This is a genomic window from Nitrospirillum pindoramense, assembly GCF_007827955.1.
GTDB lineage: Bacteria > Pseudomonadota > Alphaproteobacteria > Azospirillales > Azospirillaceae > Nitrospirillum > Nitrospirillum amazonense_B.
On record NZ_VITR01000003.1, the window covers coordinates 396,997 to 411,261 of the forward strand.

16 protein-coding genes and 1 tRNA gene are annotated in these 14,265 nt (G+C 66.5%); 5 read left to right on the plus strand and 12 right to left on the minus strand.

Annotated elements, in window-relative coordinates; translation table 11 throughout:
• Positions 1-27: 27 nt before the first annotated feature.
• The 3 genes from pgmG to galU form a co-directional block, all read right to left on the minus strand.
• Entirely contained in the window at positions 28-1,419 is a 1,392-nt protein-coding gene (pgmG, locus tag FBZ90_RS06740) for a phosphoglucomutase/phosphomannomutase PgmG (protein ID WP_145730253.1), read from the minus strand.
• A gap of 32 nt (positions 1,420-1,451) precedes the next feature.
• Positions 1,452-2,771: a UDP-glucose dehydrogenase family protein gene (locus tag FBZ90_RS06745; protein ID WP_145730255.1), complete on the minus strand. Its 1,320-nt coding sequence runs from the start codon at positions 2,769-2,771 to the stop codon at positions 1,452-1,454.
• Positions 2,772-2,981: 210 nt separating this feature from the next.
• Entirely contained in the window at positions 2,982-3,851 is an 870-nt protein-coding gene (gene galU / locus FBZ90_RS06750; protein ID WP_145730257.1) for a UTP--glucose-1-phosphate uridylyltransferase GalU, read from the minus strand.
• Positions 3,852-4,398: 547 nt separating this feature from the next.
• Here galU and FBZ90_RS06755 point away from each other — a divergent pair.
• From FBZ90_RS06755 to FBZ90_RS06765, 3 genes are all read left to right on the plus strand, one after another.
• Positions 4,399-5,049, plus strand: coding sequence for a response regulator (locus tag FBZ90_RS06755; RefSeq protein WP_145730258.1), 651 nt, complete (start codon positions 4,399-4,401; stop codon positions 5,047-5,049).
• A gap of 56 nt (positions 5,050-5,105) precedes the next feature.
• Entirely contained in the window at positions 5,106-6,107 is a 1,002-nt protein-coding gene (locus FBZ90_RS06760; RefSeq protein ID WP_145730260.1) for an SAM-dependent methyltransferase, read from the plus strand.
• A 180-nt stretch (positions 6,108-6,287) separates the two neighbouring features.
• Complete coding sequence (locus FBZ90_RS06765) at positions 6,288-7,196, plus strand: sterol desaturase family protein (RefSeq protein WP_145730262.1); 909 nt, start codon at positions 6,288-6,290, stop codon at positions 7,194-7,196.
• 36 nt (positions 7,197-7,232) lie between these two features.
• Here the strand turns inward: FBZ90_RS06765 and FBZ90_RS06770 are convergent, their stop codons facing one another.
• From FBZ90_RS06770 to FBZ90_RS06800, 7 genes are all read right to left on the minus strand, one after another.
• Complete coding sequence (locus FBZ90_RS06770) at positions 7,233-8,441, minus strand: BaiN/RdsA family NAD(P)/FAD-dependent oxidoreductase (protein WP_145730264.1); 1,209 nt, start codon at positions 8,439-8,441, stop codon at positions 7,233-7,235.
• Between the two features lie 9 nt (positions 8,442-8,450).
• Positions 8,451-8,867 carry an alternative ribosome rescue aminoacyl-tRNA hydrolase ArfB gene (arfB, locus tag FBZ90_RS06775; protein WP_246130188.1) on the minus strand — a complete coding sequence of 139 codons (417 nt, stop codon included), beginning with the start codon at positions 8,865-8,867 and terminating at the stop codon, positions 8,451-8,453.
• A 234-nt stretch (positions 8,868-9,101) separates the two neighbouring features.
• Positions 9,102-9,863, minus strand: a complete 762-nt coding sequence (locus tag FBZ90_RS06780) for a Crp/Fnr family transcriptional regulator (protein WP_186455642.1) — start codon at positions 9,861-9,863, stop codon at positions 9,102-9,104.
• A 131-nt stretch (positions 9,864-9,994) separates the two neighbouring features.
• Positions 9,995-10,627, minus strand: a complete 633-nt coding sequence (locus tag FBZ90_RS06785; RefSeq protein ID WP_145730270.1) for a hypothetical protein — start codon at positions 10,625-10,627, stop codon at positions 9,995-9,997.
• 245 nt (positions 10,628-10,872) lie between these two features.
• On the minus strand, positions 10,873-11,355 hold the full coding sequence (gene rpsI / locus FBZ90_RS06790) for a 30S ribosomal protein S9 (RefSeq protein WP_050898408.1): 483 nt from the start codon (positions 11,353-11,355) through the stop codon (positions 10,873-10,875).
• Between the two features lie 3 nt (positions 11,356-11,358).
• Positions 11,359-11,820, minus strand: a complete 462-nt coding sequence (gene rplM / locus FBZ90_RS06795; RefSeq protein WP_004273148.1) for a 50S ribosomal protein L13 — start codon at positions 11,818-11,820, stop codon at positions 11,359-11,361.
• A gap of 294 nt (positions 11,821-12,114) precedes the next feature.
• Complete coding sequence (locus FBZ90_RS06800; RefSeq protein ID WP_145730272.1) at positions 12,115-12,615, minus strand: PaaI family thioesterase; 501 nt, start codon at positions 12,613-12,615, stop codon at positions 12,115-12,117.
• Positions 12,616-12,739: 124 nt separating this feature from the next.
• Here FBZ90_RS06800 and FBZ90_RS06805 point away from each other — a divergent pair, with 124 nt between their 5' ends.
• Positions 12,740-13,183, plus strand: a complete 444-nt coding sequence (locus FBZ90_RS06805) for a CoA-binding protein (RefSeq protein WP_145730274.1) — start codon at positions 12,740-12,742, stop codon at positions 13,181-13,183.
• Positions 13,184-13,284: 101 nt separating this feature from the next.
• On the opposite strand, the gene cutA is transcribed toward FBZ90_RS06805, so the two are convergent.
• Positions 13,285-13,617 carry a divalent-cation tolerance protein CutA gene (cutA, locus tag FBZ90_RS06810; RefSeq protein ID WP_186455643.1) on the minus strand — a complete coding sequence of 111 codons (333 nt, stop codon included), beginning with the start codon at positions 13,615-13,617 and terminating at the stop codon, positions 13,285-13,287.
• 182 nt (positions 13,618-13,799) lie between these two features.
• Between cutA and FBZ90_RS06815 the strand changes: the two genes are divergently transcribed.
• Positions 13,800-14,132: a hypothetical protein gene (locus tag FBZ90_RS06815; RefSeq protein ID WP_246130189.1), complete on the plus strand. Its 333-nt coding sequence runs from the start codon at positions 13,800-13,802 to the stop codon at positions 14,130-14,132.
• A gap of 56 nt (positions 14,133-14,188) precedes the next feature.
• Here the strand turns inward: FBZ90_RS06815 and FBZ90_RS06820 are convergent.
• Positions 14,189-14,265: transfer RNA gene (locus FBZ90_RS06820), tRNA-Pro, on the minus strand.

The following is a 14,265-nucleotide window of genomic DNA, read 5'->3' on the forward strand; positions in this document are numbered from 1 at the left end:
CCTTTTCCTACTCTACCATCAATTGGCTCAGAAGCCTTCCGGCGCCTGGATGCCGCTCTGGCTCAACTGGTCGCGGATGCTGCCCTTCAGACGTTCCAGGCCGGCTTCGCTAAAGGCCTCGGCGCGGGCCACCAGCACGTCCTGGGTGTTGGAGGCGCGCAGCAGCCACCAGCCGTCTTCGGTCTTCACGCGGACGCCGTCGATGTCGTTGACCTCGACGCCCTTGCCCGCCAGGGCTTTGGCGCGGGCCACGATCTCGTCCACCGCCTTGAACTTGCGTTCCTCATCCACCTGGAAGCGGACTTCCGGGGTATTGAACACGGGCGGCAGCACCGACTTCAGCTTGGCCAGGCTGCCTTCGCGGCTGACCAGGCCGGCCAGGCGCACGCCGCAGTAGGGGGCGTCGTCGAAGCCGTAATACTTGTCGGCGAAGAAGATGTGGCCGCTCATCTCACCGGCCAGGGGAGAGCCCGTCTCGGCCATCTTGGCCTTCAGCAGGCTGTGGCCGGTCTTCCACATCAGCGGCTTGCCACCGTTCTTGGCGATGTCGTCGTACAGCGTCTGGCTGGACTTGACGTCGGCGATGATGGTGGCACCCGGGTGACTCTTCAGCACGTCGGCAGCGTAGATGGCCAGCAGCTGGTCGCCCCAGATGATGTCGCCATGCTCGTCCACGGCGCCGATGCGGTCGCCGTCGCCGTCGAAGCCGATGCCGATGTCCGCCTTATGGGTATGGACGGCGTGGATCAGGTCTTCCAGGTTCTCCGGCACGGTCGGGTCGGGGTGATGGTTGGGGAAGGTGCCGTCCACCTCCTCGAACAACAGGATGTGCTTGCCCGGCAGCTTGTCCGTCAGGCGGCGCAGGACGTGGCCCACCGCGCCGTTGCCGGCGTCCCACACGATGGTCAGATCGCGGGTGCCGTCATAATCGGCCGCCAGGCGGTTGATGTAATCCTCGCTGACGTCCAGCTTGCGGAAGGAGCCGGCGCCGGTCACCAGGTCCTGGCCGTGGACCAGGCGGCCGATCTCCTGGATCTGCTCGCCATAGACCGGGCCCTTGCCCAGCATCATCTTGAAGCCGTTGTAGTCCGGCGGGTTGTGCGAGCCGGTGATCATCAAGCCGGCGTCCAGTTCCAGGTGCCGCACGGTGAAGTACAGCATGGGCGTGGGGCCGAGGCCGATGCGGATGACCTCCAGGCCGGTGGACATCAGCCCCTCGACGCAGGCCTGCTCCAGCTCCGGCGAGGACAGGCGGCCGTCGTAGCCGATGGCCACGCGGGTGCCGCCGGCGCGCACCACCAGGGTGCCGAAGCCCTGGCCGATGGCGCGGGCGTCGTCCGGGCCCAGGGTCTTGCCGATGACGCCGCGGATGTCGTACTCGCGCAGCACCGTGGGGTGGAACCGATGATTAGCGGTCATGACGTGCACCTGCTTCCTTGCTGCATTTGACCTTAGCGGCGCGCCGGCCGGCCAATGGACTGGTACGTAAAACCGGCGGCCTTCATATCGTCAGGATTGTAGATATTGCGGAGATCGACAAGCACCGGTGCCTTCATCGACCGGCGCACCCGATCGAAATCCAGCGCGCGGAACTCGTTCCATTCCGTCAGGATGGCCAGGATGTCGGAATCCTGGATGGCGGCATAGGCGTCGGCGCACCAGGCGACCCCCGGCAACAGGCGCTCGGCCTCATGCATGCCGGCCGGATCGTAGGCCTGCACGACGGCGCCCAGGCGTTGCAGTTCCGGAATGATGTCCAGGGACGGCGCGTCTCGCATGTCGTCCGTGTTGGGCTTGAAGGTGACGCCCAGGATGCCGACCCGCTTGCCCTCCACGCTGCCGCCGGCGGCGGCCACGATGCGGGCGGCCATGGCCTTCTTGCGCTTGTCGTTGATGTCGATGACCGTCTCGACGATGCGCAGGGGCGATCCCACGTCCGCGGCGGTGCGGGCCAGGGCCAGTGTGTCCTTGGGGAAGCAGGAGCCGCCATAGCCGGGACCGGCGTGCAGGAACTTGCGGCCGATGCGGCCGTCCAGCCCGATGCCCTTGGCCACGTCGTGGACGTTGGCGCCCACCTTCTCGCACAGGTCGGCGACCTCGTTGATGAAGGTGATCTTGGTGGCGAGGAAGGTGTTGGCCGCGTACTTGATCAGCTCGGATGTCTCCAGGCTGGTCATGACGATGGGCGTCTCGATGAGGTATAGCGGCCGGTACAGGGCTTTCATCACCGCCTGGGCGCGTTCCGATTCGGCGCCGATGACCACCCGGTCGGGGCGCATGAAGTCGCCGATGGCCGCACCTTCGCGCAGGAACTCGGGATTGGAACAGACATCGAAGTCCAGGCCCGGCCGCGTCTCGCCGATGATGCGCGCCACCTCGCGGCCCGTCCCCACCGGCACGGTCGATTTGGTGACGATGACCGTGTAGCGCGCGGGATCCAGGGCCAGAGCCACCTCTTGCGCAGCAGCATACACATAGGACAGGTCCGCATGGCCATCACCGCGACGCGAGGGCGTGCCGACGGCGATGAACACGGCGTCGACGTCCCTGACGGCGCTGGCGAGGTCGGTGGTGAAGCTGAGCCGGCCGGCCTTGGCGTTCTTGGCCACCAGGTCATCGAGGCCGGGTTCGAAGATGGGGATCACGCCGCGGTTCAAGCGCTCGATCTTGCTGGCGTCCTTGTCGACGCAGACCGTGGTCACGCCGAATTCGGAGAAACAGGCGCCAGAGACCAAGCCGACATAGCCCGTTCCGATCACCGCGATGCGCATACCGATCCCCTATCGTCACGTCGTCCCGTTTCCCGGGCCCCGCTGGCCCCCCATCGGGCGCCCCGTCGGCGAGACATCGGGAATTGGGGTGGCGCCGGTTCTTCCGGCAGCCACCCCGTCATTTAAGGCGACACGCCTGTGCCGCGCATGTGACCTTTTAGGGTCTTTCACCGCCTATTTAAAGCGCGTGGACATGCCCTGGGCGTGCGCTCAGAGCATTTCCTTCAGGGCGGCGCGCACCTTGTCGGCCATGTCGGGCCGGGCCAGGGCGTAGGCGGCGTTGGCCAGCACGAAGCCCAGCTTGTCGCCGCAGTCGAAGCGCTTGCCCTCGAAGCGGAAGCCGTGGAAAGGCTGGTTGCCGATCAGCTTGGCCATGGCGTCGGTCAGTTGGATCTCGCCGCCGGCCCCCTTCTCGAAACGCTCCAGGTGATGGAAGATTTCCGGCTGCAGGATATAGCGGCCCTGAATCGACAGGGTGGACGGGGCCTGCGCCGGCTCCGGCTTTTCCACCAGCCCCTTGACCTCGGCCAGCCGGCCGTCGTCCTTGCCGATGTCCAGGATGCCGTACTTGTTGGTCTGCTCGCGCGGGACCTCGAACACGGACAGCAAGTTGCCGCCGACCTGATTATAGGCGTCCATCATCTGGGCTAGGCAGGGGCGGTCGCCCAGCACCTGCTCATCAGGCAGCAGCACGGCGAAGGGCTCGTCACCGATGAACTCGCGGGCGCACCAGACGGCATGGCCCAGACCCAGCGGCTCCGACTGGCGGACATAGGCGATCTTGCCGCTGTCGATCTGGATGCTCTCGACCACCTTCAGCAGGTCGAGCTTGCCGCGGTTCTTGAGCGTCTGGTTCAGTTCGTAATTCAGGTCGAAATGATCCTCCAGCGGGGTCTTGCCCCGGCTGGTGACGAAGCAGAACATTTCGATGCCGGCGGCCTTCGCCTCATCGACCGCGTGCTGGATCAACGGCTTGTCGGCCAGCGGCAGCATTTCCTTCGGGATCGCCTTGGTCGCGGGAAGAAACCGCGTGCCCAGACCCGCGACCGGGAACACCGCTTTGCGTATGCGCTTGACCATAACCGACCCCTGGAGTTCAAGCCCCGGATTATCGGGGATTATTGGAATTGGTGGGTGGGCCACCCGATTCCGGATCGGCCCGTCCGTGCCGCCCTTCTGCCATACCGGCAAGCGGGCGTGCAATCAAGCTGACGAGACTTTCTGACGCTTTCGTGGCAAGAAAAACCGCCATCACGGGCGGCGGCGGCCTATGCCGATGCCTATATCCATGGTCAGGCACGGCGCCCGTTCGTTGGATGACATCCTGTCCAAACGGTAACTTTTGCCTCAATCGCGCCTAATTCCGTTGCTTAAATCAGGTGACGCAAGTCAAATCAGCGTGACAGCCCCGGCCGGAATTTGTAGTAGTTTAGCCTAAAGTTGGCCCTCCAATATTCCCGAACCGGGTCTGTTCATCCCAAGGCGGCTGTTTCTGCCCAACGGGCATGGGCTAACGCCGCCGAAGGCATGCTTAACGCACGCAGACACGATATTCGTCTAGGACACCATATTCGTCTGGGTTCGCTGGCAACCTTGGTTCCCTACTACCTCTGAACGAGAGTCGGACATGAACATCCTGATCGGTGATGACCACCTGCTGTTTCGCGAAGGCCTTTGCCGGCTGCTGACCCAGCTCAGCGCCGATGCCACCTTCACCGAGGCTGGCACATTCAACGAGGCGCTGGAATACGCCCAGGGCGAGCAGGAATTCGATCTCATCCTTCTGGACCTGCAGATGCCCAACTGGCCGGGCTTCGCCGGTATCCAGGAGATTTGCGAGATCCAGGCCGGCACGCCGGTGGTCATCGTCTCCGCCTCGGAAAGCCAGGCCGACGTGCGCGCGGCGCTGGACGCCGGCGCCTCGGGCTACATTCCCAAGTCCTCCAGCGTGAAGATCATGTTGAGCGCGCTGAACCTGGTGTTCTCCGGCGGCATCTACGTCCCGCCGGCGGCCATCCACGGGGAAAGCGCCAGCTCGTCGAACAGCGGTGGCTCCTCCTCCAGCGGCGGCGCCTCGGGCGGCAACACCCCGGCGCTGACCCAGCGCCAGCGCGATGTGCTGCGCTGCCTGCGCGAGGGCAAGTCCAACAAGCAGATCGCCTATGAGCTGGGCCTGTCGGAAGGCACGGTGAAGATCCACGTCACCGCCGTGATGCGGTCCCTGGGCGTGCGCAACCGCACCCAGGCTGTCATTGCGTCCGCTGACATTCTGCCTTAAGACCCCGGCGGGATCACGGTCCCGCCTTTCGACCTGTTCAGAAGTACCGAAGCGACATGACCGGTCATCCGGATGAAACCAACGCCCCGGCGAGCACGGCTCCCGGGGCGCCTTCTTTTGACGGCGCGGCGCCCCCCGCCGACATCGGCGCCGCCTATCTGGCGGCCGAGGGCTTTCTGGAGCCCCTGCTGGAAGAACTGGACGATTCGTCGGCCATCGTGCACGGCCGCCTGGTGATCACCCAGGCGCCGCCGCGCGCGGCCGCCTGGTCGCTCAACACCTGGCTGAGCCCCCGGCGCATCGCCATTTCCTCGATCAAGGACGGTGCCCGCGCCCTGCGCGGCATCCAGCGCAACTGGGCGGTGTATGAGCATGGCCATCACCGGCGGTCGCGGCTGATCCAGGAGCAGCTGCCCCACGTTTCGGCCAAGCCGCTGGTCTTCCCCTCGCCCGCCCCCACCGCCCCCCTGGGTGCTTGGACCCTGCTGGACGAACATACCATCCTGGCCTCGCCCGCCTGCAGCAGCGCCTTCGCCAATGGCGAGGTGACGTTCGTGGAGGACAAGGCTACGCCGCCCAACCGCGCCTACCTCAAGCTGTGGGAGGCGCTGACGCTGGCCGGGCGTATGCCGGGCCCGGGGGATCGCTGCCTGGACCTGGGCGCCTGCCCCGGCGGCTGGACCTGGGTGCTGCAATCCTTGGGGGCGGAGGTCACAGCCATCGACAAGGCACCGCTGGATCCGCGCATCGCCAGCCTGCCCCGCGTCACCGTGCGGCGGGAGAGCGCCTTCGGCCTGGAACCGGCCACGATAGGGCCGGTCGATTGGCTGTGCAGCGATGTCATTTGCTATCCGGAACGACTGCTGCGCCTGGTCCGGCAGTGGAAGGATGGCGGACATGCGCGCAACTTCATCTGCACGCTGAAGTTCCAGGGCGAGACGGACCATGTCAGCGCCCGCGCCTTCGCCGCCATCCCCGGATCCCGTCTGCTGCATCTCTCGCACAACAAGCATGAGTTGACCTGGATTTACCTGGCGCCAGAGGCATCCGCGTCTTAGTGGCTTTGGCTGTGACGCAGCCCCTTGCGCCGGCCCGGCTCTAAGCGCAAAAACGACGCGGGGGCGGTCCTGTCGCATGGGGGATCGGTCTTTATCTGGATCACGCCAGAGGCTGGTTTTCGCCAGGCCCCGCCGCCGCGTCGCGCCCTGAACAACGGGGCGCTCTGAGATGGGTGACGAATGCGCCGGGTGTTCTCTTGGATCGCGTGGCCAGGGCTGCTCGCCCTGTGCATTGCCGGCTATGCCTATGGGAATGCGCTGGGCCATCCCATCCTCGCCTACAACATCACCTATTTCGGCATGGCCGGCGTCCTGCTCGTCCTGGAACGGCTCATGCCTTACGAGACGGTCTGGGCCCAAAGCGACGGTCAGATGCGCCAGGATCTCAGCCATACCGCGCTGAACAAGGGCATCGGCCAATTTTTGGCCAGCGTCGCCGCTGTCGTGGGGGCCAGCGAGGTGGCCCCCGCCGCCGCGGGAGGCCTGTGGCCCGCCCATTGGCCGCTGGCGGCGCAGGTGGTGCTGGGCCTGGTGGTGGCGGAATTCGGCCTCTATTGGGCGCATCGGCTGTGCCATGAGATCCCGTGGCTGTGGCCCTACCACGCCGTCCACCACAGCGTCACCCGCCTGTGGGTGGTGAACACCGGCCGATTCCATTTCGTGGACAGCCTGCTCAGCAGCGGATTCGCTCTGGCGCTGGGCATGCTGGTGGGCGCGCCCAAGGACGTCATCGTCTGGGTGCTGGTCATCACCACCTATATCGGCTTCCTGACCCACTGCAACGTGGACATGGACTGTCGCGGGCTGAACTGGCTGTTCAACACGCCGGACCTGCACCGCTGGCATCACAGCCGCATCCCGGCCGAGGGCAACACCAATTACGGCGAAAACCTGCTGCTGTGGGACGTGATCTTCCGCACCCGCTACCTGCCGCTGGACCGCCGCCCCCCCGTGGACATCGGCACCGCCGACGCCGTGCCCCTGACCTTCCTGGGGCAGTTGGCCTATCCTTTTCGCCGCCACCGTTCCATCCCCGCCCTGGATGCGCCGGTGGCGATGGAAGCCCGCGCCGAGGCCGGTGGCGATTAACGCCACCCCCGGTTCCCCGGGCTGCGACAGGGCCTATTAAAGAGCCTGCCCGGCGACCCAGCCGGACGACCAGGCCCATTGGAAGTTATAACCGCCCAGCCAGCCGGTGACGTCCACCGCCTCCCCCACGAAGTACAGGCCCGGTACGGCCTTGGCCTCCATGGTCTTGGACGACAGGTCGTTGGTGTCGACGCCACCCACCGTCACCTCCGCCGTGCGGTATCCTTCCGTGCCGGCGGGAACCACACTCCACCGCTTCAGTCGGGCCGCCACGTCCACCAGGGCCTTGTCGGCCAGGTCGCGCAAGGGTCGGCTTTCGACCTCGCCGGTCCCGCCATCGCCGCACAGCCGCTCGGCGAAGCGGCGCGGCAGCACATCGCCCAGGATGGTCTTCAACTCGGCATTGGGGCGTGCGCGCTTGGCGGCCTTCAAGTGTTCCGCCAAATCCAGGTCGGGCGTCAGGTCCACGGTGATGGGCTGGCCCGGCTGCCAATAGCTGGACACCTGCAGGATGCTGGGACCGGACAGGCCGCGGTGTGTGATCAGCAGCGCCTCCCGGAACGCGGCCGCCTTGGCGCCGCTGGTGCTGACCACGGCATCCAGCGCCACCCCGGACAGGCCCTGGGTGCGGGCCAGATCCTGCGGCGTGAAGGTGAAGGGCACCAGTCCCGGCCGGGGCGTCACGATGGAGAGTCCCCAGCGCTTGGCCAGGCGGTAGGCGAAGTCCGTGGCGCCCATCTTGGGAATGGACAGGCCGCCTGTCGCCACCACCAGCTTGGGCGCGCACATCTGGCCCTGCGCCGTTTCCAGGACGAACCCATCCCCGGTCCGCTCCACCTCCCCCACCGCGCAACCGAGGCGCAACTCGACCCGGGCATCGGCCGCCTCGGCCAACAGCATGGTCAGGATGTCCCGGGCGGAGGAGTCGCAGAACAGCTGGCCCAGCTTCTTCTCATGCCAGGCGATACCGTGGCGCTCCACCAGATCCAGGAAATCGCGAGGGGTGTACCGGCGCAGCGCTGAAATACAGAAATGCGGGTTGGAGGAGAGATAGCGCTGCGGCTGCGCATCCACGTTGGTGAAGTTGCAGCGCCCGCCGCCGGAAATGAGGATCTTGCGTCCCGCCTCCGGGGCGTGGTCGACCACGACCACCCGCCGCCCCCGCTTGCCGGCGGCGATGGCGGTGAACAGGCCGGCGGCACCGGCGCCGATGACGATGACGTCGGGGGTGTTGGGGGCTGTCATGGGGGTGTCTTAGTCGAAATCCACGGTGCCGCGCAGGCGCTTCACACCGCTGCGGGTGGCCTTGGCCTCCAGCCGCCGTTTCTGGGACCCTAGCGTGGGCCGGGTTGGGCGGCGGGCCGCCTGGCGCACCGTCGCCTCACGGACCAGCTCAAACAGGCGTTCACGCGCGTCTTCGCGATTACGCTCCTGGGTGCGGTGGCGTTGGGCGGTGATGACGATGACGCCGTCCCCCGTCCAGCGGCGGCCGGCCAGGGTCTTCAGCTTGTCCTTCACCCATTGCGGCAGGTTGGGTGAGGCCGCGGCGTCGAACCGCAGTTGCACGGCCGTTTCCACCTTGTTGACGTTCTGCCCGCCGGGACCGCCGGCGCGCAGGAAACTCTCCTGCAACTCCGCCTCGGCCAACCGGATTCCGGGCGCGACCAGCACGGTCGGGCCTTGAAACGGCGGAGGGGAGGACGGCGGCAGCATGGGATGGAACCAGGTATGGGAACACGATCCCGATCCTAGAGCGGATCGCAGAAAAGCGGAATCGCTTTGGAGCGTGAATCCGCTCGTTGAACAAGGACTTAGAGTCGAGCGCGTCTTTGATTAAACGCTCGACTCTAGACGGCGCGCTTCCCCTTGTCTAACGGCGGGCCCGAATGGCTGAAACGCCGCTCGTCAGGGCGTGTCGACATCCCACATGGCCACCGGCCATTCTTCCGCCAGGCGACGGCGGACGGGGGCGGGCGTCGCCAGGGCGCGCAGGGCGTCGAAGTCCTTCAGCACGGCGACGCCTTCTTCCAGCGCCACGCCATGTCGGCGCAGGTCGGCAAAGGTCCAGGCCACGTCCTCCGGCGCGGCGGACAGGGCCACTGCCAGGGCGGCGAGGTCAACCTCCAGCCGGCCGCCGGCCCGGCGCTCGGCATGCTCCCGCAACAGATGGGCCGCCAGGCGTTGGGGCAGCGAGAGTTCCCGCAGGGCCGTGACCGTCTCCACCAACACCCGTTCGCGCGCCGCCTGCCCGGCCATCAGCGACAGTGCCAGGTCGGCGCCCACCCCCAGGCGCGTGCGCAGGGCCGCCACCGGCAATGCCAGAAGACGGGCCGGGGTCAGCGCGCGAACACTGACCGGCGCGGGGGCACCAGTAGGCGCTTCCGCCAACAGGAAGGTGGTTTCGGGGCCGTGGCGCTGCCCCACCTCGGCATTGCCCGCCACCAGGGCCACCGTGCCGGACAGCAGCACTTGGATAACGTCCAAGGGCACGCCCTGCCTGACAGCCAGGTCGCCAGGCGCCCGCTCCTCGATGCGGCAGGCAGCCGCCAGTGCGGACAGCACGTCCGGCGCCAGCCGGGCGAAAGCCGGTAGCGCCGCCAGATCGCCGGCGATTCCCAAAACGCCACCACCGATGGCGCCGGCGCCCGTCGTCATATCCATCGTCATCCAACCCAACCCCATCTTGCCTGCCAACCGCCCCGCAGGCGGGCGCCACCTTATGCCCTAGGGCACACCCCCAATAGTCGAGCCTTTGCCCTAAGCCTTTTGGATACGGACCGTTCGCAAACGCAAAACCTTCATCGGTCCTGCCGCCGGTAACGCCGCCGCTCCCGTGCCAGGGCCATGGACCTTGCGGCGTGTCGCCAGGCGGCGGACAACACCGGGACGGCGATGGCCCGGACGCCCCGCGCGACCGCCACGACCGTGCGCCAGGCGGGCAGCGCCTTCAGCCGGTCGATCCAACCCACGATCCAACCATGGACCCGGGCGAACCAGCGGATGGTCAACAGCTTGTGCCGGCTGCGCTGGAACAGGCGTTCCACCGTCAGCAGCTTCACGATCTCGGCCGCCACGATCAGCAGGATGCCCAGGCGGGTCTTGCCCTGGGCGATCAGCAGCGCGCCCAAGGGTTTCACCGGCTCCAGCACGATCAACGGCACCAGGAACAGGACCAAGGTGGTGCGCGGCCCCAATCGGTCAACAAACCGCCCCAGCGCCTGAAATGCCGACCAGCGGCCCATGCGCGTGGCGAAGGGACGCACCAGGGGCAGGAAGCAGACATCGACCAGGACATAGGCCAAGGCCGCCAACACAGCCAAGGGCGTCACCAGACGGCGAATCCATAGGCGGGTCTGGGAACTGGGGCGCCAACCCAAGGCACGGCGCACACGGCCATGCCGTATCGGGCCGGCCGACTTCTGATCCGCCATCCTCTCCGTCCTTCCTATGGACCAACCACCGCTCTTCCCCTGGCCCAACCCGGGGGCTGAGCGAAGGAGCCTGGGCGGGCCCATGACCTTGCGGGGACGGTGACGAGCCCCCGCCCCGCGCGCAAGGTCCACTTGGTGGCATTTTTGTGGACCCTTCTTCGCATATACGCGCGGGGGCCAAAAAGGAAAAGGCGCCTTCCCGAGGGAAGACGCCTTTCCGGCAAAACCATCCAAACGGCTGGAGATCAGCGCTTGGAGAACTGGAAGCTACGACGGGCCTTGGCCTTACCGTACTTCTTACGCTCGACCACACGCGGATCGCGGGTCAGCAGGCCGGCGACCTTCAGCGGCGGGCGCAGGGCCGGCTCGAAGTAGGTCAGGGCCTTGGAGATGCCGTGGCGCAGCGCGCCGGCCTGGCCGGACAGGCCGCCACCGGACACGGTGCACACCACATCGTACTGCTCAACACGGCCGACGATCTGGAACGGCTGGTTGATCATCATGCGCAGCACGGGGCGGGCGAAGTAGACGGTGATGTCACGGCCGTTGACCGTGACCTGGCCCTTGCCCGGCTTAATCCAGACGCGGGCGACCGCGTCCTTGCGCTTGCCGGTGGCGTAGGAACGGCCCTGAGCGTCGATCTTCGGCTGAGCCGGCTCGGCGGCCTCGGTCGTCACGACGGCGGCGCCCTGCTTCAGGTCGGCCAGGCTGTTGATGGTCTGAGCCATGGATTAGGCCCCCTTGTTCTTGGGATTCAGGGCGCCGACGTCCAGCACCTCGGGGTTCTGCGCTTCGTGCGGATGCGTCGGACCCTTGTAGACGCGCAGGTTACCCATCTGACGACGGCCCAGCGGACCGCGGGTGATCATGCGCTCGACGGCCTTCTCAATGACCCGCTCCGGGTACTTGCCGTCCAGGATCTGGCCCAGGCTGCGCTGCTTGATGCCGCCAGCGTAACCGGTGTGCCAGTAGAAGATCTCGTCGCTGCGCTTGTTGCCGGTCAGCTTCACCTTCTCCGCATTGATGACGATGACGTTGTCACCGCAATCCATGTGGGGGGTGTAGGTCGGCTTGTGCTTGCCGCGCAGGCGCATGGAAATGATGCTGGCCAGTCGGCCCAGCACGAGGCCGTCGGCGTCGATGAGAAGCCACTTCTTCTCGATCTCAGACGGCTTGAGAGACAAGGTTTTCATCCGCGCACTCACTCAAAATGAGGTCCGGGCCAAAATGGGCCCCAGGGCACCGCTCCTGGGACCGGCACCGAAGTGGGCGGTTTTTATGTCGGTGACGGCCGGGTGTCAACGGTAAAAAGGGGCCGGCCATCAAATGCTTAGCAGTAAGGTATTATGATACCTTATTTCCAAACCCTTTGATTCCATTACGTTTTCTCAATCGCGGATTTTGCCGTCGTTTCCGTTTTCCCAATGAATCCAGCACATTGCCCGGGTGGCCGCGCCGGGCCGCTTATCGCGGGCGTCGCCCCCGCCTCAGCCCCGCGGAATCGCATAGGTGCCCGTCGCGTGCGCCACAGGGTCATCCTCCCCCTCTGAATAGAGGGTGACCTCGCCATAGGCCAGGCTGCGCCCCATGCGGACGATGCGGGCATGGGCCACCAGCGGCCGGGCCGGCGGGCGGCGCAGGAAGGTGATGGTCATGTTGCTGGTGACGGCCAGCACGATGTGCCCCGCCCTGCTGAGGACCGCGCCGTAGAGCGCCACATCGGCCAGGGCGAACATGGTGGGGCCGGAGACTGTGCCGCCGGGGCGCAGGAAATCCTCCGACACCGGCATGGTCAGGGTGATGCTGCCGTGTCCCATCTCCCGGGTGCGGATGCCGGCGCGGTGCGCCTGCGGCAAGCCCGTTTCCAGCAGGCGGTCGAAATCCGCCGGCGTGAACACCGCGGCCTTGCCCATGGCGGCCAGCGTGTCGGGTCCCGGCGCGACCCTGTCCGGTGCGTCCCCATTGGGCGCGTCCCTGTCATCCGTCATTTCAAATTCCCTCCCCATATCCCATTTATGGTCTTCGCCCTGCCCGTGGCCGGGCGCCGTCGCATTCCATCCCTTGCCCCTCCCTTGCCCCTCCCTTGCCCATCCCTTGAAGGATCCAGGCCCCATGAGCGAGACGATCACCGATGACACGCTGCGCGACGTGTTCCTGAAGACCAGGACCGTGGCCATTGTCGGCATATCCCCCGATCCGGCCAAGCCATCGCACTATGTTCCAGCCTTCATGCAGCGCGACTACGGCTACAAGATCATCCCGGTGCATCCGGCGCACGTCGGCACCACGATTCTGGGCGAACCCGTGGTTGCCAGCCTGGCCGACCTGCCCGAGGGTGTCGACTTCGTGGAAATCTTCCGCGCCGCGCCAGCCATCGCGCCCTTCGTGGTGGAGGCGGCACAACGCGGCATCCCCTTCATCTGGATGCCGCTGGGCGTCAGCCATGAGGACTCGGCCGCCCAGGCGCGGTCGCTGGGGGCCACGGTGATCATGGATCGCTGCCCCAAGATCGACCTGCCGCGCCTGTTCCCCAACGGCTTGCCGGCAAGACCCTAGAGATCTGGCTGCGTAAAACCAGACGCAGCCAAATCTCGCTGTGTCTGTCCCACGAGCAGATCGCCCAAAGGCGATTCCGCCTTTGGGCGATCTGCTCTAGATCAAGCGGCCGGCGGGGGCGGCGCGGCCGAGGCGGCGATCCATTCCAGGAAACCCGGGTTGCCCGACACCACCGGCAGCGCCACGATGCAGGGCGTGTCGTAGCTATGCAGTTCCTTGACCCGCTTGGTCAGGGCCTCGAACCGGTCGGCGCGGGTCTTGGCGATGAAGGCAACCTCCGCCGCCGTCTCAACGCCGTCTTTCCAGCGGTAAATGGATTGCGTCGCCCCCAGGATGTTGACGCACGCGGCCAGCCGCTCCTCCACCAACACCCGTCCAATGGTCTGCGCCTCCTCCGTCGAAGCCGCCGTCATATAGACCAGGAACGCCGCCATCACGCACCTCTCGCCTTGAAAATGTCCGCCCGGGACGTGCCCGGCCCCTGACGCCTGGGGCCGTTTGACCTCCGGCGCTGCCAGCGTAAGATACAAGAGTGCCCGGCGCCACCGTGCAATGGGTGCCGGACTATAGGCGTGGCGCCGCGTCGTGGGACAGGCGGCGATGACGGGGGCAAGGCATGGCGCACGACAAGGAAGCTGTTCCTGAGACGGCCACGGCGGCCTCCCCCGCGCCTGTGGTCCCCACCCCGGTGCAAAAGCGCTGGCTACGGCGCGGCCTGGACCAGGCCGGCGGCAAGCTGCCCCTGTTCTGGCCGGACGGCAGCAAGGTCACCCCCGCCACGGTCAAGGCCTGCCTGGACGCCGGTTGGGCCACCCCCTGGTTCAGCAATCCGCTGAAACCCGATTGGCTGGTGTGCCGTCTGACCGACGCGGGGCGAGCGGTGTGCGGCAAGCCGGCGCCCCGGAAAAAGAGGGAAGCGGAAAAGGTGCAGGGTGCGACGTCGCCCTGAAATGGAAACGGCGCCTGGTCCATTACGGGACCGGCGCCGTCTTCATATTCGAGAGATGGTCGGAGCGACAGGATTCGAACCTGCGACCCCCAGACCCCCAGTCTGATGCGCTACCAGGCTGCGCTACGCTCCG

Bases quoted from the DNA above. Each gene is read 5' to 3' on its own strand.
- pgmG (WP_145730253.1), bottom strand. From the start codon at position 1,419: ATGACCGCTAATCATCGGTTCCACCCCACGGTGCTGCGCGAGTACGAC.
- FBZ90_RS06745 (WP_145730255.1), bottom strand. From the start codon at position 2,771: ATGCGCATCGCGGTGATCGGAACGGGCTATGTCGGCTTGGTCTCTGGC.
- galU (WP_145730257.1), bottom strand. From the start codon at position 3,851: ATGGTCAAGCGCATACGCAAAGCGGTGTTCCCGGTCGCGGGTCTGGGC.
- FBZ90_RS06755 (WP_145730258.1), top strand. From the start codon at position 4,399: ATGAACATCCTGATCGGTGATGACCACCTGCTGTTTCGCGAAGGCCTT.
- FBZ90_RS06760 (WP_145730260.1), top strand. From the start codon at position 5,106: ATGACCGGTCATCCGGATGAAACCAACGCCCCGGCGAGCACGGCTCCC.
- FBZ90_RS06765 (WP_145730262.1), top strand. From the start codon at position 6,288: ATGCGCCGGGTGTTCTCTTGGATCGCGTGGCCAGGGCTGCTCGCCCTG.
- FBZ90_RS06770 (WP_145730264.1), bottom strand. From the start codon at position 8,441: ATGACAGCCCCCAACACCCCCGACGTCATCGTCATCGGCGCCGGTGCC.
- FBZ90_RS06780 (WP_186455642.1), bottom strand. From the start codon at position 9,863: ATGACGATGGATATGACGACGGGCGCCGGCGCCATCGGTGGTGGCGTT.
- FBZ90_RS06785 (WP_145730270.1), bottom strand. From the start codon at position 10,627: ATGGCGGATCAGAAGTCGGCCGGCCCGATACGGCATGGCCGTGTGCGC.
- rpsI (WP_050898408.1), bottom strand. From the start codon at position 11,355: ATGGCTCAGACCATCAACAGCCTGGCCGACCTGAAGCAGGGCGCCGCC.
- rplM (WP_004273148.1), bottom strand. From the start codon at position 11,820: ATGAAAACCTTGTCTCTCAAGCCGTCTGAGATCGAGAAGAAGTGGCTT.
- FBZ90_RS06800 (WP_145730272.1), bottom strand. From the start codon at position 12,615: ATGACGGATGACAGGGACGCGCCCAATGGGGACGCACCGGACAGGGTC.
- FBZ90_RS06805 (WP_145730274.1), top strand. From the start codon at position 12,740: ATGAGCGAGACGATCACCGATGACACGCTGCGCGACGTGTTCCTGAAG.
- cutA (WP_186455643.1), bottom strand. From the start codon at position 13,617: ATGGCGGCGTTCCTGGTCTATATGACGGCGGCTTCGACGGAGGAGGCG.
- FBZ90_RS06815 (WP_246130189.1), top strand. From the start codon at position 13,800: ATGGCGCACGACAAGGAAGCTGTTCCTGAGACGGCCACGGCGGCCTCC.